Origin of the sequence: Lentzea terrae, assembly GCF_003265345.1 — a bacterium.
Classification (GTDB): domain Bacteria; phylum Actinomycetota; class Actinomycetes; order Mycobacteriales; family Pseudonocardiaceae; genus Lentzea; species Lentzea terrae.
Genome location: NZ_QFWW01000032.1, coordinates 105,885 through 124,136, shown reverse-complemented (window position 1 = coordinate 124,136; position 18,252 = coordinate 105,885). Strand labels below are relative to the sequence as shown.

The window sequence follows — 18,252 nt, the reverse complement described above, 5'->3', positions numbered from 1 at the left end:
GCACGCCGGGATCAGGTCCTCCTGCCCCAGCGGAAGTAGGCGATCGGGCCGGCGAAGTTGATCAGGATCACGAGTGCCCACCACAGTTTCCGGCCTCGGACGAACTCCGCGGGCCGCAGTGCCAGATCGGTCCACGCCGCCCCGGCGAGAGCGGCCTCCGCGACCATGGTGGCCACCGCCGTCCTGCGCTGCCACGGAGTCAGTTCACTCCAGTGCTTTCTGGTCATCCGGTCTTCGCCTCCTTCACGACCACGACGGGGCAGGCCGCGTGGTGCAGGCAATGTGCGCTGACGGAACCGAGAAGCGCCTCGGCGACCGCGCCGTGCCCGCGGTTGCCGACGACGAGCAGATCCGCGCCCGCGGACGCGTCCACGAGCACGCCGCGCGGATCGCCCTCGGCGAGCACTGGGCGGATGCGCACACCGACGTTGCCGATGTCGTACATCGCCTCGTCCAGGACCTTCTGCCCGAGCGACTTCATGTGCCCGTCCGACAGTTGCACGGCCACCTCGGCGGACACGGGACCCGAGACGAGGCCCTTGTCGCGGTGCCACACCGATATCGCTGCCACGTCGCAGTCACGCAGCACGGCCTCGTCCACGGCCCAGCGCAGGGCCGCCATCGAGACCGGCGAGCCGTCGACTCCGACGACGATCGAGCCGCCCATCAGCCGAAGATCTCGGTCTGGCGCTTCGGCTTCGTGTCGTCCCACTCCGCCCTGAGGTGGTTCTCGACGTCCACGACACCGGGGGTCGCCCGCACGAGGTGTTCCGCGATCTCGATCTGGCTGCGCTGCTCGAGCCGGCCGCTCACCGTGACGACACCTGAGGAGACCTCGACGTCGATGCTGCGCGGGTCGACCCACAGCGCCCGGCCGAAGACCTCCTCCTTGATCTCGCGGCGCAGGTCCTCGTCCTCCCGCACGAACAACGACAGCAGGTCCCGGCGGGACAGCACGCCCACCAGCACGCCGTTGTCGTCGACCACGAACAGCCTGCGCACGCCCGCGGCCGCGAGCTCGCGGGCCGCCCTGCTCGCCGGGGTGTCCGGAGTCACCGTCCGCACCGGCGAGGACATGACGTCCCGCGCGATCAGACCGGCGGACTGCGCCCAGCGGTGCTTCTCCGCGCGTCCGGCGAGCAGAGCGGGAGCCTCTTCGGCGCCGGCGCGGAACTCCTCCTTGGGCAGCAGGTCCGCCTCGGAGACCACGCCGACGGGCCGGTCGTCCTCGACCACCGGCACGGCGCTGATCTTGTTGTCCTCCAGAAGTCGCACGAGATCCTGGAACGGCGTGTCGGGGCTCGCACCGATGACCTCGGCGGTCATCAGTGAGGCCACGGTGGGTTCGCGCATGACAATCCTCCGCGAGTCGTCGGGTACCTGCCTGACCAGCGTTCATCCGGGGCGGGGACCCGCGACACGTGCGAAAGCCGGTGCCCGCACGGGACGAAGGGCTCTGCGCGACGAGGTCGGGAACTGGGCAAGCTGATCAGCGAACCCACCCGAGGAGCAGCTCATGAACGACAAGTCCCGCATCGTCGTCGGCGTCGACGGCTCCCCCGCCGCGCGGGCCGCGCTCGCCTGGGCAGTCGCGGAGGCCAAGCGCACCAACGCGTCCGTGCTGGCGCTGTCGGTGTGCCAGCTCAACCCCTCAGTCGACGAAGGCATCGATCCGTTCAGCGCGAGGCACCGCCAGGACCTGGAGGCGGCGCTGGAGTCGCTCGGCCCGGCCGTGCTCGACGTGCGCATCGACACCGAGGTGCCGCAGGGCGTGCCCGGTCCGGTGCTGGTGGAGCGCTCGGCAGGCGAGGCCTGCCTGGTCGTCGGCGAGCACGGCGCGCACCGGGCGGACGTGCTGGTGATGAGCTCCGTCACCAGCTACTGCCTGCGGCACGCGCGGTGCCCGGTGGTCGTGGTCCCGCTGGAAGGAGCGCACCATGTCGGTCCTCTCATGCTCCGGCCTGAGCCGCAGGTTCGGTGACGTCCAGGCCGTCGACGACGTCTCGTTCTCGATCGCCGAAGGAGAGACCTACGGTCTGCTCGGGCCCAACGGCGCCGGCAAGACCACCACCATCTCGATGATCACCGGCGTGCTCGAACCGGACGCCGGTGAGGTGGTCGTCGCCGGGCAGCCCATGTCCACCAGCGCCATCGCCGCCAAACGACTGGTCGGCTACGTGCCGCAGGAGCTCGCGCTCTACCCCGACCTCACCGGCAGGGAGAACCTGCGGTTCTTCGCGAGCCTCTACGGCGCGGCCCGCGCCCGCGTGGACCACGTGCTCGACGTGGTCGGCCTGGCGGACCGCGCGGGCGACCTGGCCCGCGAGTACTCCGGCGGGATGAAACGGCGGCTCAACGTGGCGATCGGGCTGCTGCACGAGCCACGCCTGCTGGTGCTCGACGAACCCACCGCGGGAGTGGATCCGCAGAGCCGCAACCAGATCATGGACAACGTCCGGGCGCTCGCCGCCGAGGGCATGGCGATCCTCTACACCACGCACTACATGGAGGAGGCCGAACGGCTCTGCGACCGGGTCGGGGTGATCGACTCCGGCCGGCTCATCGCCGAGGGCACCCGCCGGGAGCTGGTGGAGCAGCTCGGCGAGCGGGACCGGATCTCCTTGCTGCTGGACGGGGATCTCGCCCACGCCGCGACGATGCTCGGCGGCATCCGCGACGTGAAGAGCGTGGCGGTGCACGGGCACGGCCTCGAACTCGTCGTCGACGACGCGCGGGAATGCCTGCCCGTCGTGCTGTCCGCGGTCACGTCCAACGGCGTGGTGGTGCGGTCCGTCGAGGTGAACGAGCCGAACCTGGAGACCGTCTTCCTGCACCTCACCGGCAAAGCACTGCGGGAGTGACCATGCGGCACGCACTGCTGATCGCTCTGCGCGACCTGCGCGAACGAGCCCGCGACCGCACCGCCTACGTGCTCGCGCTCGTGCTGCCGCTCGGTCTCGCGGGCGTGTTCACGTTGATCCTGGGCAACATCGGCGGCGACGGCGAGGTGTTCCGCTACGCGGTTGCCGACGCCGACCGGGGAGTCATCGCCACGACGTTCACCGACGAGGTGCTGCGCGGCGCCGCGACGGGCGGCGCGATCGAGCTCCGCACCGCGTCGTCGGCGGCGGAAGCCAGGGCGATGGTGGACAAAGGTCAGGCGACGGCGGCGTTCCTGCTGCCGGAGGGCCTCACCGAGGACGTGATCGCGGGACGTGCGGCGCGGATCGAGGTCGTCGGCGACGTCGACGCACCGACCGGCACCCAGGTCGCCCGTTCGCTCGCCGAGGCCTACACCGGGCGCCTGGCCGCGGTGCGGGTCGCGGTGGCGGCGACCGTCCACTCCGGAGTGACCACTCCGCCGGCCGATCTCGCCGCCGAGGCTGCCGCATCACTGCCCTCGACCGTCGTCGCCGAGGACACCACCGGCCGCCGGCAGCTGGAACCGAAGACCCAGTACGCGGCGGGCATGGCGGTGTTCTTCCTGTTCTTCGCCGTGCAGTCCGGCGTCACCGGTCTGCTCGACGAACGCCGCATCGGCACGTTGGCGCGGTTGCTCGCGGCACCCGTGCGCCGGTCGTCGATCCTCGCGGGCAAGTTGCTCACGAGTGTCGTCATCGGTGTGCTGAGCATGACGGTGCTGATCGTGGCGTCCTCGTTGCTGATGGGAGCGCATTGGGGGCACCCGGCCGGCGTCGGGCTGCTGGTGCTCGCCGGGGTGCTGGCCGCCACCGGGGCGATGGCGGTCGTGGCCGCCCTCGCGAAGACCGCGGACCAGGCGGGTGGCTGGCAGGCCGTCGTCGCGATCGTGCTCGGTGCGCTCGGCGGCGCGTTCTTCCCCGTGGCACAGGCGGGTCGCGCTCTGGAGGTGCTCAGCCTCGTGGCGCCGCACCGCTGGTTCCTGCGCGGGCTCGCCGACCTGGCCGGTGGCGGGGTGGCCGCTGTGCTGCCCTCGGTCGCCGCCATGACCGCTTTCGCCGCGGTCACCTGTGCCGTCGCCCTGGTGTTGTTCCGGAAGGTGGTGCGACCGTGAAGATCCTCTCGATCGCGTGGGTGAACCTGCGGCGGGTGACGCGCGACCGCACCGGCGTGTTCTTCCTGGTGGCGCTGCCGTTGATGCTGGTCTTCATCATCGGCGCGTCGTTCGGCGGAGCGACCACGCCGTTGCTCGGCGTGGTCGGCGAAGCCGGGGCGCTGCGCACCGAACCCTCGGTGCGGGTCAAGGACTTCCCGGACGAGGCAGCGTTGCGCGCCGCGGTGGAGCACGGCGAGGTCAGTGCCGGTCTGGTGCGGACGAGCGCGGACACGCCGCGCATGCTGGTGCGTGCCGACCGCACGGGCCAGCAGTTGCGGATGCTCGTCACGACGACGCTGACGCGCGAGGCGAACCGTTCCGCAGCAGGTGACTTCGTCGCGTCCCACACCGGGCTCGACCGCGCCACCGCTCTGTCCGTTGTGGACTCGGTCCGGGTGGAGCCGGTCGAGGTCCGCACCAGCACCACGGGCGAGGCGCTGTTCCCCCAGGACTTCTCCGGTTTCGACCTCGGTGCGGCCAACCAGCTGGTGTTGTTCACCTTCCTCAACGCGCTCACCACCTCGGCCGCGCTGGTCGAGTCCCGCGCTCTCGGTGTCACGCGGCGGATGCTCGCGACCCCGACGCCGGCCCGTGTCGTGGTGGCCGGCGAGGCGCTCGGCCGCGTCGCGATCGCGTTGCTGCAGGGGCTGATCGTGCTCATCGGCTCGGCGCTGCTGTTCGGCGTCCGCTGGGGCGACCCGCTCGGCGCGGCCGCACTGCTCGGCGCGTTCGCCCTGGTCTCCGGAGGTGCCGGGCTGCTGGTCGGCTCGTTGTGCCGCACTCAGCAGCAGAGCACGGGCGCGGGCATCCTGCTGGGGTTGAGCCTCGCGGCGTTCGGCGGGTGCATGGTGCCGATCGAGTTCTTCAGCCCCGCGCTGCACACCGTCGCCTTCACCACGCCGCACGGCTGGGCGGCCGACGGGTTCGCGGCGCTCACGCGGCGCGGTGGAGATCTCCTCACCGTGATGCCGCACCTGGGCGTGCTGCTCGGGTTCGCGGTCGTGCTGTTCGTGCTCGGCGCCTGGCGGTTGCGGCGGGCGGTGACGGCGTGACGCGGGCCGCGCTCACCAGTTCGGCGATGGCGTCCCGCAACGCTCCTGCCAGCACGTCCACGTCGGGGTTGCTGTCGTAGTCGGCGGTGATGCCGATGGTGAGCCGGTCAGCGTACGAGAGCACGGCGATGGCCGTCCTGATGCGCACGGCGATCGGCACGTAGGGCAGGATTTCAACGATCGGGCGGCCCAGCACTTTCAGCGGTTTCCTGGGTCCCGGCACGTTCGTGGTCACCGTGACGATGCTGCGCTGCGGCAGCATCGCGCCGAGCCGGATGCTCCACGACAGCGGCGCGAACGGCTCGTGCCGTGCCAGTTCGGTCACCATGTGCCCCGCCTCGGACTCGTTGCCCTTCTTGAGCGTGTTGAACCGTTGGTGCACAACGGAAAGCGCGTCCACAACGTGCTCCGTGTCGACCGGCAGGAACGCCAGCCGGGCGCTGACCTGGTTGCCCATCCGGCCGTCACCACGCACCGACACCGGCACGACCGTGCGCACGCTCTCCGGATCGGGCTCTTCTCCCCGTGCGAGCAGGACGGCGCGATACGCAGAGCCGACTGCCGCGAGCACAACGTCGTTGACGGTGACACCGAAGGTGTGCGCGATCTCCTTCACCTCCGCCAGCGAGGCGCGGACGATCCGGTAGTGCCGTGCGGAGCCGAGCGGCCCGAACAACGACGAGGCGTGCACCGGCAGCAGTGAGCCCACGAGCGACACCAGGCCGCTCACCGCCGACGCGACCAGGCGCGCGGTGCGCACCGGGGAGCTCACCACGGCAACCAGCAGCGACAGCAAGCTCGCCTCCTGCTCCGGCGCAGGTTCCGGTGCGGGTGCGTCGCCGTACATCACGTCGTAGAGCATCGTGCCGCCCACGCCGTCGACCAGGCAGTGGTGCACCTTGGCGACGATCGCCCAGCGGCCGCCCTCGAGCCCCTCGACCACCCAGTACTCCCACAACGGGCGGTCGCGGTCCAGGCGCTGCCCCATGATGCGGGCGATCAGCGCGGACAGCTCCGCGTCACCACCCGGCGCGGGCAACGCGGTGCGGCGCACGTGGTAGGCGAGGTTGAACGCCGGATCGTCCTGCCAGCCCGGCGTGCCCAGGTCGAGAGGGACGCGGACGAGCTTCTCGCGGGAGCGCGGCAGCACGGGCAGCTTCGCCCGCATCAACGCGAGGAACTCGTCGTGGGACGGCACCGGTCCCTCGATGACCGCCACCGAGGCGATCGCGAGGGAGGCGTGCGGATCCGCGTCCTCGATGTCGAGGAACGCCGCGTCGAGCGGGCTCAGGAGGTCCATGAACCCAGTGCAGCAACTCCGGACCTGCTGCGACACGGCCCGGCGTCCCGCTCGGGGCGAGCACTTGGGCCCTGCCCGAACGGCCGCACACCGATCACGCTGACGACAGGACGTACCAGGCGACCAGCACACCGCCGGAGTTCGTCGCGAGGTGCACCAGCGCGGGTGCGAGCACGCCCCTGCCGGTGTGCCGCCACCAGAGCAGCAACACACCCGCGACCGCCGCGGCGAGCATTGCCACCACGGACACCAGCGCCAGCGACGCCCCGCCGAAGACGGCGCCGACCGCGGCGTTGCTCGTCAACGCCAGTGAGGGAAGCACGTGCCACAGCCCGAACAGCGCCGACGCCCCGAGCACCGGCCCCCAGCGCCAGCGGTCGCCGCCGCCGAGCAGGGCCGGCAGCACGCCGCGGAAGGCGACCTCCTCCAGCAGCACCGTGCCGAACGGGATGCGGATCAGCATCACCCACAGCAGCGGCCCCACCGCCAGGTCCTGCACCCGGCCGTCGTGGAAGAACGTCCGCAGCGCCGGCACCGCGAGCGCGATCCCGAACCCGAGCGCGATCACGGCGAGGCCTATCAGTCCGAAGAGACCCGCACGGCGCAGGTGCGCGCGGTCGAGCCCGATGGCCGCGGCACGCAGCCCGGACCAGTACGCGAGGCCGATCAGCCCGGCGGTGGTGACGACACCGGTGATCGGGTAGGCCCAGCCGGGCAGGACGCGGTTGACGAGGGTGGTGGCCAGGACGAGAAGGACAACTGCGGCGAAGAACGCCGCGATACGACGGCTCATGGTTCTTCCAGTATGCGCCCGCGAGAGGACTACCTGGACTGGCTGCGTGCCACGAGCTTGATCGTCGTTGTGCTGTGGCACTGGGCTTTCACGATTCTGCGCTGGACACCGGACGGCCCGGTGCCGACGAGCCCGCTCGGTTTCCTGTCCGGGCTGTGGATCCTGACCTGGCTGCTGCAGGTGCTGCCGGTGTTCTTCTACGTCGGCGGGTGCGTGCACAGCCACTCGTGGGACCGCGACCGCGAGAACGGTGCCGGGACCTACATCTGGCGGCACGTCCGGCACCTGTTGCTCCCCTCGCTCGCGCTGCTCGGCACCTGGGCGGTGCTGGGATCGTTCGCCGGCGCCGTGTTCGGCTTCCCGTGGATGCGCGGCGTGGTGCTGCTCGTGATCAGCCCGCTGTGGTTCGTCGGCGTCTACGTCGTGCTCATCACGCTCGTCCCACTGAGCTCGTGGTTGCACCGGCGGTTCGACGTGCTGGTGCCGGTGTGGCTCGGCGGTGTCGCGATGCTCGTGGACGTCCTGAGGTTCCGCTACGACCTGCCCTGGATCGGCTGGGTCAACATGCTCGTGGTGTGGTGGCTGGCGCATCAGGCCGGGTTCTTCCACGAGCGGCTGACCAGGCGGACGGGGTGGGCGCTGCTGTCCGGCGGCCTGTTCGGGCTGGCGGGGCTGGTGTTCTCCGGGCTGTACCCCGGCTCGATGGTCGGTGTGCCCGGCGACCGGCTCTCCAACGTGGGCCCGCCGACGTTCGTGCTGGTGGCCCTGCTCGCCTTCCAGATCGGCTTCGCCGAGGTCATCCGGCCGCTGGTGGAACACCTGCTGCGCAACGACCTCGCGCGGCGGATCGTGACTGCGGTCAACGCGTTCGCGCTGCCGCTGTTCCTGTTCCACAGCACCGGGATGGCGCTCGCCAGGACGTTCGGTTACGTCGTGCTGGCCCGGCAGATCTCCGACGACCGCGCCCCCGACCTCATCTGGTGGTTGCAGCGCCCGCTGGCCGTGCTGGCGTCGCTGGTGTTCACCCTGCCCTTGATCGCACTGGTGGGATCGAGAAGGAGACGACCATGACCTCGCGGAAGCTTCCGGTGTGGCGCAAGCTCGCGTGGGCCGCGTGGCGGCCGCCGTCGGATCCCCAGTTCTACGGTGAGCTGGACGTCGACGCGGAGGCGTTGCTCGACTACATCGCGCAGGTCCGGGCCACGAGCGGACGGCACGTGACCATCACGCACCTCGTCGGCCGAGCGGTCGCGCACGGCCTGGCCCGTGTTCCCGAGCTGCGGGTGCGCGTCGCGTTCGGGCGTGAGCACGACCGCGAGTCCATCGACGTCTTCTTCATCACGTCGGTGCACGGCGACAAGGAGCTCAGCGGTGTGAAGATCACCGACGTCGTGCACAGGTCCGCTGTGGACGTCGCCGAGGAGCTGGAGCGCAGGAACGCCGCGATCGCGGACGGCACCGACCCGGAGTTCGGCAAGGGCAAGGCGTTGCTCGGGTGGTTGCCGGTCTGGCTGCTGCGGCCGGTGCTGCGGTGCGGCGCCTGGCTCACGGCGGGGCTCGGGCTGGACCTCAAGGCGATCGGCCTGCCGCGTGAGGCGTTCGGCGGCGCGATGATCACCTCGGTCGGCATGTGGGGAGTGCGGCGCGCGTTCTCGCCTCTTGCCGCGTACTACCGGATTCCGGTGCTCGTGCTGGTGGGGTCGGTGGAGCAGCGGGCGGTGGTCGTCGACGGCGAGGTCGTGGCACGGCCCGTGCTCGGGATCACGGCGACCTTCGACCACCGTTACGTCGACGGGTCTCAGGCCGTGCGGTTCGCCACCGCGGCGCGGGAGTACTGCGCCGATCCGGGTGCGTTCGAGCCGGCTTGACCGTCACCCGTTCGCGGTCACCGTCGGTTGCGCGCCCCCGAACCCCACCCGCACCGCGGTGGTGAGCACGACATCACCGTTCGCGGCCGAGAACTCCTGGAACAGCACCCATCCGCCGCCACCGTTCACCGGGGCGAAGGTGATCGCCCCGGTGAACAGGCGCAGCGCGTCCCCTCCCCCGGTCACGAAACCGCGGCCGATCTCAGTGGCGCCCTTGTCGGTCAGGACGCGCACGGTCACGTTGCCCTCGAACACGTGCGCGCGACCAGTGGCGGTGAACGGCGTGGTGAGCACGTCACCGCTGTGGGGCGCGTCGACCTGGATCATCCCGGCGCTGGTGCCGGTGACCGACCACGTGCCTCCGTCGCGGCGCAGCGTCACCACCGTCGGCTGACCCGTCGACGGCACGGTCACGTCGTCGGGGGTCGGCGGGTAGCAGGTGACCTCCGCCAGGTTGCCGGTGCGGCGCACCGTTCCGGCGAACACGCCCCGCATGCCGGCCACCGCGAGCAGGAACCGCTTCGCCTCCCCGATCGCGTCCTGGACCTCGCCCTGGGACGGCGGCGTCAGCTGCAGCCAGTGGTAGAAGGCCGCCACGTCACCGTTGAACGAGTACACAGTGGACTTGACCGTCGGGAACTGCTGGAGCGTCGCGTCGAGTTCCGCGAGCAGTGCCGCACTGCCAAAGCTGGAGGTCGCGTTCGGGATGAGCTCGCGGAAGTCCAGGAAGTCCGCGTAGGCGACACCGCTGACGACGCGGACGCTCTTGAGGTCGCCCGCCGTCTCGCCCTCGAACATCGACCAGTACCCGGCCTTCCGCTCCGCCTCGCCGGGACCGCGTAGCAGCTCCGTCAGCGCCGCCGTCGCGACCGCCTCGGTCTTCGGCACCGAGCGCGGCACCGCGACCACCTTGCGGGGATCGTCCGGCGTGCCCTGGTGGAAGTACACGGCGAAGCTGGTGATGTCCGCCGTCGAAGTCGCCGTCGGGGTCGCGGACGGTGTCGGTGTCGGTGTCGCGGTGCGATCCGCCCGCACGGCGACCAGCACGGCCGCGACGACGGCCAGAAGCACCACCACGGCGCCGACGACGAGACCCACGCGTCGTTTGTCGTGCCACCGCTTCATCTCAGTCTCCCCTCACGCGAACGAGCTCAGGACGTGAAGTCCGGAGGTGGTCAGCTCGGCGGGTGCCTGCGTGCCGAAGGCGGCCTGGCGGGCCGGCCGGAACAGTCCCTCGGCGAACAGCTGGCCGGTGGCCACGAAGTCGCACCACAGCCCGTCGACAGCGAGGCTGGGAACACGCCCGCACAGGAGTTCGCCACGGCCGTCCGCGATCGCCTGCAGCATCGCGCGGTGCCTCGCCGTGTAACCGTTGGTGCTCATCGTGTTCCCCTTCCTGTTCGCAATTGGGCGGCTGAAGGAGAGCCTGCCCTTCGGCACCGGGCTCGTCGCAGAAGCCAAGGTGGGTTTCATCGCCGGGACCCAGGACCGGTCGGACAGGACCGAAGGTCACTGCCCCGGCCGCGCTCCTGGCGAGATGGTGGAGGTGGAAGGGAGACAGACATGACCGTGGAACAGGAAACCAAGGTGAGCAGGCTGCGCGGCGAGGCTCTCGTCGAGAAGGTCAAGGAGCTCATCCACGAGGGCAACGTCCGGCGTCTGATCCTCAAGAACGACAAGGGGCACACCGTCATGGAGATCCCGGTGACCGCGGGTGTCGTCGCCGCGATCGCCGCCCCCGTCGTCACCGCGATCGGCGCCGTCGCCGCGCTCGCGAGCGACTGGACCATCGAGGTCGACCGTCGCTCCGACGCCGCGCCAGAGGACCCGAAGCCGTGAGACCCGTCCGCGTGTGGGTGGGGCTGGTGCTGCTGGCACTCGGTGTCTTCGGCATCCTCGACGCCACCGACGTGGTCGACTCCGGTGCGGCCGTCGGCCGCTGGTGGCCGGTCGCGCTGGTGGGGCTCGGTCTCGTGGCGATGGTCGCGCAGCGCCGTGTCTCGCTCGGCCCGGTCGTCATCACGCTGGCCGGGCTGGTGCTGCTCATGGGTTCGCTCGGGTGGGCCACCGGTGACGTCCTGTGGCCGACGGTGCTGGTGTGCGCCGGGATCGCCGTGCTCGTGGGGCTGCGCAGGCACCACGGCACCCGTACGCCGGTCGCGGTGTTCGGCGGCACCACGACCCGTGAGCGCACCCAGCACCTGCGGCACGCCGACGTCTCCGCGATCTTCGGTGGCGCCACGCTCGACCTGCGCCAGGCGCAGGTCGACAACGAGGCGAGCATCGACGCGTTCGCGCTCTTCGGCGGTGTCGAGGTGCTGGTGCCCGAAGGGTGGCGCGTCTCCGTGGGCGGGTTGCCGTTCATGGGCGGGATCGTGGACAAGACCGAGAACGACGGGCTGAGCGACGACGCACCGGTGCTGACCGTCAACGGCACCGCGCTGTTCGGCGCCGTCGAGATCGCGAACCAGCCGAAGTCGTGAACGGGAACCTGCGCCGGTGGAGCCGGGGCGGCGCGGCCGCCCTGGTTCTGCTGGCGCTCGGCTACGTCGGCTGGCGTGTCGCGGTGGCGCTCGCGGCCGTGCTGATCCCGGTGGCGGTCGCCGTTCTGCTGGCCGCACTGCTGTGGCCGGCCGTGACCTGGCTGCGCCGTCATCACGTGCCCCGGGCCCTGGCCGCGGCACTCGTGCTCGTCACGTCGCTCGCACCGCTCGGCACCCTGCTGGCCTTCACGGTCGACGCGTTGATCAGCGGCGCGGGCGGGCTGGGCGCCGCGCTGCGCGACGCCCTCGGCAAAGGCCGCGACTGGCTCGTGCACGGTCCGCTCTCGTTGAGCGAGCCGCAGATCGACGCCGCCCTCAACGACCTCGTGAACCTCGTCGCTGGTCAGAGCGAACGGATCCTCGGTGGTGCCACGGCGACCGCGGCGGCGCTGGGCACCGCGCTGGCCGGTGTCGTGCTCAGCCTGTTCGCCCTGTACTTCTTCCTCTACGACGGCGACCGGCTGTGGCGCGGTGCGCTGCGCGTGACGCCCGTGCAGTTGCGCGACCGTCTCGACGGCATCGGCCGGAGGGTTTTCCACGCGTTGTCCGGGTTCACCAGGGCTACGCTGGCGGTGGCCGTCGTGGACGCCGTCGCGATCGGAGTCGGACTCGCCGTGATCGGTGTGCCGATGGTGGTTCCGTTGACGTCATTGGTGTTTCTCGGTGCGTTCGTGCCGTATGTGGGCGCGTTCGTCGCGGGCGGTGCCGCAGTGCTGGTCGCGCTCGTGACGGGTGGCCCGGTGACCGCGCTGCTCGTGCTCGCGCTCACGGTGGCCGTGCAGGAGCTGGAAGGGGAGGTCCTGCAACCGTTCCTGCTCGGCCGGGTCGTCCGGTTGCACCCGCTGACCGTCGTGCTCGCCGTCGCGACCGGCGTGGTGCTGGCCGGTGTCGTGGGGGCGTTGTTCGCCGTTCCCGTCGTGCTCGTCGTGCGGGAGATCTGGCATCGGGAAGGGGAAGGCCGTGAATCTGAAGACACAGCAGAACGAGGCGCTGCACCGGCTCACGACGCAGGGAGTGCTGTCGCCTGACCAGGAGACCGCCGTGCGCGAGGCGCTCACCGGCACGCAGGCGCCGTCACGGGTCGCCGACCGGATCGCGGAGGTCGCCGGCTACGTCGGCGGCGGCCTGGTGCTCGGTGGCGCCGCGCTGCTGCTGGGAGTGTCGTGGGAGGACTTGTCCCGGCTCGGCCGGGTCGCCGTCCTCGGCGGCACCACGGTCGCGCTCGTCGTGGCGGCCGTGGTGGTCGCCGGTGGACTCACGGCGATGCGAACCGTTGAACACCACCGCAGACGTGTCGTCAGCGCATTGCTTTCGCTCGCCGCGATCACAACAGCGTTCACCTCAGGTGCCGCGGTGACGTCCCACGAGGTGATCGTCGGCAGTAGCTCGGGACTCGCCGCCGCGATCCTGGCCTACGCCGTGGTACCAACAGCGCTGGCGTACCTCACCACAGCCGCTGCGGCCGTCAGCACGGTCCTCGCGTGGGTCACCGAGTTCATTCCGGACAGTCCGGTTCCCGGTGGCGTCGCGTTGTTCCTGCTGGGCCTCGTCGGCGGCGGCCTCGCCCTGCTCCAGGTGCTGCGACCGGTGCCGCTCGCGCTCGCCACTGGTGCCGCGGTAGCACTGTTCGGCGCACAACAACCGTTGGCGGGCAACGGCTCGGACCTCCTCGCCTACCTGCTCACCGCCGGCCTCGCGCTCGCGTGCTTCGCGGCCTACCTCGGTGTGCGCACCACGGTTCTGCTCGTCGCGGGGGTCGTGGCCACCACGGTCGTCGTGCCGGAACTGGTTTGGGACTTGACAGACGGCGCGGCAGGGGGCGGTGTGCTGCTCCTCGTGGCGGGTGCCGTGCTGCTGGCGACGAGCCTGGGGAGCCGGTGGTTGTGGCGCATCCGCTGATGGCCCAAGGCATGCGTCGAATGAGGGCCTTGGTCCCTCTCGCACCGGGGCCGCGAGGGAGAACGTGAGAACAGGAAATCACGCGACTCGCCGGGAGGCGAACCATGATCACGCTGAGCATCATCAAGGCCGACACGGGTGGCTTCGTCGGCCACTCCGCTGTGCATCCCGACATGCTGGCCGCCGCGCAGGAAGCACTCTCCACCGCGGTCGGGGACCACCTGCTCGTCGACGCGAAGGTCGCCAGCTGCGGCGACGACATCTCGCTCATCATGACCCACGAACACGGCGCCGACGCGGAGCCGATCCACTCGTTCGCCTGGGACGTCTTCGGACAGACCACGGCGATCGCCAAGCGGCTCGGTCTCTACGGCGCGGGCCAGGATCTGCTGTCCGACGCGTTCAGCGGCAACCTGCGCGGCATGGGGCCGGGGTACGCGGAGCTCGAGTTCACCGAACGGCCCAGCGAGCCGATCATCTGCTTCCTGGCGGACAAGACCGAGCCCGGCGCCTGGAACCTGCCGCTGTACAAGATGTTCGCCGACCCGTTCAACACCGCGGGTCTCGTCATCGACGCGAAGATGCACGCGGGCTTCCGGTTCGAGGTCTACGACCTGTACGACGAGAAGAAGATCTGGTTCGACTGCCCCGCGGACCTCTACGAGATGCTGATGTACATCGGCGCACCCGCCCGTTATGTCATCCATTCCGTGCAGTCCAAGACGCTCGACGAGCAGGCCGCCGCCACCTCGACCCAGCGGCTGTCGCTCATCGCCGGCAAGTACGTCGGCAAGGACGACCCGGTCATGATCGTCCGCGCCCAGTCCGGGCTTCCCGCCGTCGGCGAGGTGCTGGAACCGTTCGCGTTCCCCTACTCGGTCGCCGGCTGCATGCGCGGCTCGCACCACGCGCCTATGATGCCCGTCAGCATCGGGCAGGCCCACCCCGCCCGCTTCGACGGACCACCACGCGTCACCGCGCTGGGGTTCCAGGTGCGTGAGGGCAAGCTCATCGGCCCGAGGGACATGTTCGACGACCCGTCGTTCGACCTGGCGCGGTCGCAGGCCAACGAGGTCATGGACTACATGCGCAGGCACGGCCCGTTCGAACCGCACCGGTTGCCGCTGGAAGACCTCGAGTACACCACGATGCGCCTCCTGGAGCAGCGCCTCGCGAACCGGTGGGAGCCGATGGCGCCCGCCCCGTTGCCCGTCGTCCGGTGACAGACGGTCGTGAGTGGTTTCCGTCCTGACGGAAACCACTCACGACTGCGAGTCGGTCAACGCGAAGTACGCCTCTTCCTCCTGGGCGAAGTGCAGGCGCAGCACGGCGTCCAGCCCGTACAGGGTGGCTCTGAGGTCGTCGACGCTGCCGCTCGCGGGAGTTCCCTGCTCGGCCAGGTGCCGGCCGAGCCGGCGGGTGAGCCGTCCGATCTCCGCGTGTCCCCTGCTCATCGTCACGGTCGCCTCGGCATCGCCGAACTCCGCGGCGAGAGCGGGGTACAGCTCCACCTCCTCGGCGAGTTCGTGCGGCAGCACTCGCGTCACCATCAGCTCGTGCGCCCGGTGTACCGCCGCGAGTGCCTCTTCGGTCAGGCCCGCTCGCAACTCGTCGGCGGCGAACCGCACGGCCTCCCGCGCGGCACGCAGGTCCTCGTGCTCGGCGTCGAACCGCTGCAACAACCGCGTCGTGTCCGCGCTGAGCCGCAGCCGCCGCACCGGCAGCAGCACGCGCAACGAATGCAGGATCACCGCGGCGTCGATCGCCTCCTGCACCACCGCGCCGCCCACCGGGGCGAGCCATCCGAACGCCGCGAACCCCATCGCGACCAGCGCCAGGCCCATGCCCCAGGACGCGCTCAGCGTCGCGATCCGCCGGGCCCGCACGGCGATCTCCACACCGTCGGCGAGCCGGTCGATGCGGTCGTCGAGGATGATCGCGTCGGCCGCCTCCACGGCCGCGGACGAGCCCCGGTTCCCCAGCGCCACCCCGACACCGGCCGCGGCGAGCGCGGGCGCGTCGTTGATGCCGTCGCCCACCATGACGGTGAGACCCTTGGCGTTCTCGGCCCGCACGCGGTCCACCTTGTCCTGCGGGGTGCACCGGGCGACGACGTCGTCGAACCCGAGCAACCCCGCCACGTCCTGCGCGACAGCGGTGCGGTCACCGGTCAGCATCACGATCCGGCGCAGGCCCGCCGCGCGCAGCCTGCGCACCGTGCGAGCCGCGTCCCTGCGCACCGGATCCCGGAGCAGCAACGCACCGGCGACGTGGCCGTCGACCTCCACCCACACCGCGGTCGCCGCGTCCAGTCCCGCTCGCGCGACGACAGCGCGTTCCCAGTCCAGCGCCCCGCTCTCGTCGCGCTTGCCCACGACGACGCGCTGCCCGCCGACCGATCCGGTCACCCCGCGGCCCGGCTGCTCCCGCACGTCCAGCGCGGGCGGTGGCCGCAGTCCCGCCGTCGCGGCGGCCTCGACCACGGCGGCCGCGAGCACGTGGCTGGACAGCTGCTCCGCCGCGGCCGCGACCTCGAGCACCCGCTCGGTCGTCCAGCCCGGCGCGCACACCACGTCCACGACGGCCGGATGGCCCTCGGTGACGGTGCCGGTCTTGTCCAGCACGGCGATCTTCACGTGCCCCAGCGCCTCCAGCGCCTGGCCGTCCCGCATCACCACACCCGCACGTGCAGCGCGCGACATCCCCGCGGTGATCGCGACCGGCACCGCCAGCAGCAACGGGCACGGCGTCGCCGTGACGAGCACGGCGACCGCGCGGACCGGATCACGTGCCAGCACCGCCGCCAGCGCGGCGACCAGTAACGCGAGCGGCAGGAAGAAGGCGGCGATCCGGTCGGCGATCCGCACGATCGGCGCGGTCGAGGCGGCGGCCTGCTCGGCAAGTCGCAACACACCGGCGTACGTGCTGTCCTCCGCGGTGGCGGTGGCGCGCAGGTCGGCCGCGGCACCCGCCGCGACCACACCGCTGCGGACCCGGTCACCGCGCGGCCGGTGCACCGCGAGGGGTTCTCCGGTCAGGGCGGACTCGTCGAACTCCGCGTCGGCGAGCAGCACCGCGTCGACCGGCACGATCTCGCCTGGACGAACGACCACGACATCGCCGGGGACGACCTCTCCGACAGGTACCCGTCGCAGCTCGTCACCGACGCGCACCTGCGCGAACCGCGGCGCGCGGTCGAGCAGAGCGCTCAGATCCCGCCGCGCGCGGCGTTGCGCGAAGGCGTCGAGCGCGTGCCCGGTGCCGAGCATGACCGCGACCATCGCGCCCGCCAGGTACTCCCCGACCAGCAGCGTGCCCGCCAGCGCCAGCACGGCGAGCACGTCCGCGCCGAACCGCCTGGCACGCAGGTCCGCCACGACCCAGGTGATCGCGGGCAGGAGTGCCGCGACGGTGGCCACCGCCCAGCAGATCCGGGCGGCACCGGGTTGCCAGAACCACAGCGCGCCTCCCACGACGGTCAGCGTCACCACCAGCGCGAGGAACGCGTGCCCCGCCCACCGCTTCGCCATCCCGAGCACAGTCTTCACGGCCGGGTCACCTGGCCGTGGCCTCGATGTCGGCCAGCGCACCGGCGATGGTGGCGGCCCACTGCTCGATCGCCTGCCAGTCGCGGAAGTCGCCGAACCGGCCGCCCACGGCGCGGAACACCAGCGCGCCGAACTTCCCGAGCATCTCCGCCCGCACGACACCGCTGAACAGCCGGTGCTCGACCGGCGTGACGTCCTCGCGCAGATGCGCCAGGATCGCCGGTTCCTCCAGCCCCGCCCACTTGCGCAGCGGCCCGTGCAGAGAGCCCGGCAGGCCGACGCTGAACAGCCACACGGGCTTGTCCACGAACTTCCGGCGTTCTCTGGACAGGAAGGCCGCACCGGACGGCAGCCAGGCCTGGTCGTGCACCGCGCTGCCGACGACGTAGGCGTCGTAGTTCTCCGCGTCGGTGACCTGATCCACGCTGGACGTGGCAACCACGTGCCCATGTGCGCGCAACACTTCCGCGATGCGCTGTGCGACGCCCACCGTCGAGCCCGCCGCGGTCGCGTACGCCACCAGCACCTTCATGATCTCCTCCTCAGAGGTCGTCGTCGCAGGGCTGAACCACGACCGAACGCACTCCCGGCACGCTCTCGACCAGCGCCGTCACTGCCTGCTCCTCCGCGCGGCCGGTGAACGGCCCCAGCACGGTGGCCGCTCCGGACACCACCACGACGTCCCACGGCCGCGCGCCGAGGTGGTCGCACAACAGCTTGCTGATCCGCGCCGCCGTCACCTCGTCCTGCGGGGTGAGCGCCCGCAGCAGATCTCCGCGGCTCACCACACCGACAAGCAGGTCGCCGGCCACCACGGGCAACGACCGGTAGTGGTGCCCCAGCAGCTGCCGCGCGATCTCGCCCACCGGCATCTCGGCCTCCACGGCCACCACGGGCTCGCTCATGGCCTCGCTCACGTGGTGTGCGGCGCGGCGTGCCCGCAGCTCCTCGCGCAGCAGGTCTTCACCCGACACGACACCGACGAGCCGGCCGTGGTCGTCCACCACGGGCAACGCGGCGAAACCGTGCTCGGCGACGAGTGCCGCGGCTTCCTCGACGGACGTCCCCGGCGACACGGTCACCACGGGGGCGGACATCACGTCGAACGCGCGCATCTGCACTCCTCCGTCCACTCAGGACAGCGATCGGCCGTCCACAACCCCCAGCCTCCGCC

22 protein-coding genes are annotated in these 18,252 nt (G+C 71.2%); 12 read left to right on the top strand and 10 right to left on the bottom strand.

The features are described 5' to 3' along the window. Positions 1–11: 11 nt before the first annotated feature. From DI276_RS40515 to DI276_RS40505, 3 genes are read right to left on the bottom strand one after another with little or no spacing between them, the layout of a single operon-like run. Positions 12–227: a PLDc N-terminal domain-containing protein gene (locus tag DI276_RS40515; RefSeq protein ID WP_112273863.1), complete on the bottom strand. Its 216-nt coding sequence runs from the start codon at positions 225–227 to the stop codon at positions 12–14. Next, positions 224–667 carry a universal stress protein gene (locus DI276_RS40510; RefSeq protein WP_112273861.1) on the bottom strand — a complete coding sequence of 148 codons (444 nt, stop codon included), beginning with the start codon at positions 665–667 and terminating at the stop codon, positions 224–226. Before DI276_RS40510 ends, DI276_RS40515 begins: the two co-directional genes overlap by 4 nt. Further along, a complete protein-coding gene (locus DI276_RS40505) occupies positions 667–1,353 on the bottom strand; it encodes a CBS domain-containing protein (protein WP_112273859.1) in 687 nt (228 codons plus the stop codon). Before DI276_RS40505 ends, DI276_RS40510 begins: the two co-directional genes overlap by 1 nt. A 163-nt stretch (positions 1,354–1,516) precedes the next feature. On the opposite strand from DI276_RS40505, the gene DI276_RS40500 reads away from it, so the two are divergent. From DI276_RS40500 to DI276_RS40485, 4 genes are read left to right on the top strand one after another with little or no spacing between them, the layout of a single operon-like run. After that, on the top strand, positions 1,517–1,981 hold the full coding sequence (locus DI276_RS40500; RefSeq protein ID WP_112273857.1) for a universal stress protein: 465 nt from the start codon (positions 1,517–1,519) through the stop codon (positions 1,979–1,981). Further along, positions 1,938–2,861, top strand: coding sequence for an ABC transporter ATP-binding protein (locus DI276_RS40495; RefSeq protein WP_112273855.1), 924 nt, complete (start codon positions 1,938–1,940; stop codon positions 2,859–2,861). Before DI276_RS40500 ends, DI276_RS40495 begins: the two co-directional genes overlap by 44 nt. Positions 2,862–2,863: 2 nt before the next feature. Continuing rightward, positions 2,864–4,033, top strand: coding sequence for an ABC transporter permease (locus DI276_RS40490; RefSeq protein WP_112273853.1), 1,170 nt, complete (start codon positions 2,864–2,866; stop codon positions 4,031–4,033). Then, positions 4,030–5,127 carry an ABC transporter permease gene (locus DI276_RS40485; RefSeq protein ID WP_157985278.1) on the top strand — a complete coding sequence of 366 codons (1,098 nt, stop codon included), beginning with the start codon at positions 4,030–4,032 and terminating at the stop codon, positions 5,125–5,127. Before DI276_RS40490 ends, DI276_RS40485 begins: the two co-directional genes overlap by 4 nt. On the opposite strand, the gene DI276_RS40480 is transcribed toward DI276_RS40485, so the two are convergent. After that, positions 5,033–6,427: a wax ester/triacylglycerol synthase family O-acyltransferase gene (locus DI276_RS40480; RefSeq protein WP_112273849.1), complete on the bottom strand. Its 1,395-nt coding sequence runs from the start codon at positions 6,425–6,427 to the stop codon at positions 5,033–5,035. The genes DI276_RS40485 and DI276_RS40480 overlap by 95 nt on opposite strands. Positions 6,428–6,521: 94 nt before the next feature. After that, positions 6,522–7,220, bottom strand: coding sequence for a CPBP family glutamic-type intramembrane protease (locus DI276_RS40475; protein ID WP_112273847.1), 699 nt, complete (start codon positions 7,218–7,220; stop codon positions 6,522–6,524). Between the two features lie 12 nt (positions 7,221–7,232). Between DI276_RS40475 and DI276_RS40470 the strand changes: the two genes are divergently transcribed. Further along, positions 7,233–8,291: an acyltransferase family protein gene (locus tag DI276_RS40470; protein ID WP_112273845.1), complete on the top strand. Its 1,059-nt coding sequence runs from the start codon at positions 7,233–7,235 to the stop codon at positions 8,289–8,291. Continuing rightward, a complete protein-coding gene (locus tag DI276_RS40465; RefSeq protein ID WP_112273843.1) occupies positions 8,288–9,088 on the top strand; it encodes a 2-oxo acid dehydrogenase subunit E2 in 801 nt (266 codons plus the stop codon). The genes DI276_RS40470 and DI276_RS40465 overlap by 4 nt, the downstream gene beginning before the upstream one ends. Before the next feature lie 3 nt (positions 9,089–9,091). Here DI276_RS40465 and DI276_RS40460 read toward each other — a convergent pair whose 3' ends face one another. Continuing rightward, the gene (locus tag DI276_RS40460) at positions 9,092–10,213 is read right to left on the bottom strand and encodes a Gmad2 immunoglobulin-like domain-containing protein (RefSeq protein ID WP_112273841.1); all 1,122 of its coding nucleotides are present in this window, start codon (positions 10,211–10,213) and stop codon (positions 9,092–9,094) included. Positions 10,214–10,225: 12 nt separating this feature from the next. Continuing rightward, positions 10,226–10,471 carry a hypothetical protein gene (locus DI276_RS40455; protein WP_112273839.1) on the bottom strand — a complete coding sequence of 82 codons (246 nt, stop codon included), beginning with the start codon at positions 10,469–10,471 and terminating at the stop codon, positions 10,226–10,228. Position 10,472: 1 nt separating this feature from the next. Here DI276_RS40455 and DI276_RS40450 point away from each other — a divergent pair, with 1 nt between their 5' ends. The 6 genes from DI276_RS40450 (at position 10,473) to fbp (ending at position 14,753) form a co-directional block, all read left to right on the top strand. Continuing rightward, positions 10,473–10,655, top strand: a complete 183-nt coding sequence (locus DI276_RS40450; protein WP_157985277.1) for a hypothetical protein — start codon at positions 10,473–10,475, stop codon at positions 10,653–10,655. Beyond that, a complete protein-coding gene (locus tag DI276_RS40445; protein WP_112273835.1) occupies positions 10,652–10,927 on the top strand; it encodes a DUF4342 domain-containing protein in 276 nt (91 codons plus the stop codon). Before DI276_RS40450 ends, DI276_RS40445 begins: the two co-directional genes overlap by 4 nt. After that, the gene (locus DI276_RS40440; RefSeq protein WP_112273833.1) at positions 10,924–11,571 is read left to right on the top strand and encodes a LiaF transmembrane domain-containing protein; all 648 of its coding nucleotides are present in this window, start codon (positions 10,924–10,926) and stop codon (positions 11,569–11,571) included. The genes DI276_RS40445 and DI276_RS40440 overlap by 4 nt, the downstream gene beginning before the upstream one ends. Further along, on the top strand, positions 11,568–12,659 hold the full coding sequence (locus tag DI276_RS40435; RefSeq protein ID WP_112273831.1) for an AI-2E family transporter: 1,092 nt from the start codon (positions 11,568–11,570) through the stop codon (positions 12,657–12,659). The genes DI276_RS40440 and DI276_RS40435 overlap by 4 nt, the downstream gene beginning before the upstream one ends. Continuing rightward, positions 12,592–13,530 (top strand): hypothetical protein, encoded by a 939-nt coding sequence (locus tag DI276_RS40430; RefSeq protein ID WP_157985276.1) that lies wholly within the window; start codon positions 12,592–12,594, stop codon positions 13,528–13,530. The genes DI276_RS40435 and DI276_RS40430 overlap by 68 nt, the downstream gene beginning before the upstream one ends. Positions 13,531–13,634: 104 nt before the next feature. Next, the gene (gene fbp / locus DI276_RS40425; RefSeq protein ID WP_112273827.1) at positions 13,635–14,753 is read left to right on the top strand and encodes a fructose-1,6-bisphosphate aldolase/phosphatase; all 1,119 of its coding nucleotides are present in this window, start codon (positions 13,635–13,637) and stop codon (positions 14,751–14,753) included. A gap of 39 nt (positions 14,754–14,792) precedes the next feature. Here the strand turns inward: fbp and DI276_RS40420 are convergent, their stop codons facing one another. Genes DI276_RS40420 through DI276_RS40410 form a run of 3 tightly spaced genes read right to left on the bottom strand, consistent with a single transcriptional unit; the run spans position 14,793 to position 18,193 of the window. Then, positions 14,793–17,060 (bottom strand): heavy metal translocating P-type ATPase, encoded by a 2,268-nt coding sequence (locus DI276_RS40420; RefSeq protein ID WP_112274077.1) that lies wholly within the window; start codon positions 17,058–17,060, stop codon positions 14,793–14,795. Between the two features lie 25 nt (positions 17,061–17,085). Next, complete coding sequence (locus tag DI276_RS40415) at positions 17,086–17,610, bottom strand: flavodoxin domain-containing protein (protein ID WP_112273825.1); 525 nt, start codon at positions 17,608–17,610, stop codon at positions 17,086–17,088. Between the two features lie 10 nt (positions 17,611–17,620). Beyond that, complete coding sequence (locus DI276_RS40410; RefSeq protein WP_157985275.1) at positions 17,621–18,193, bottom strand: CBS domain-containing protein; 573 nt, start codon at positions 18,191–18,193, stop codon at positions 17,621–17,623. Positions 18,194–18,252: the final 59 nt, after the last annotated feature.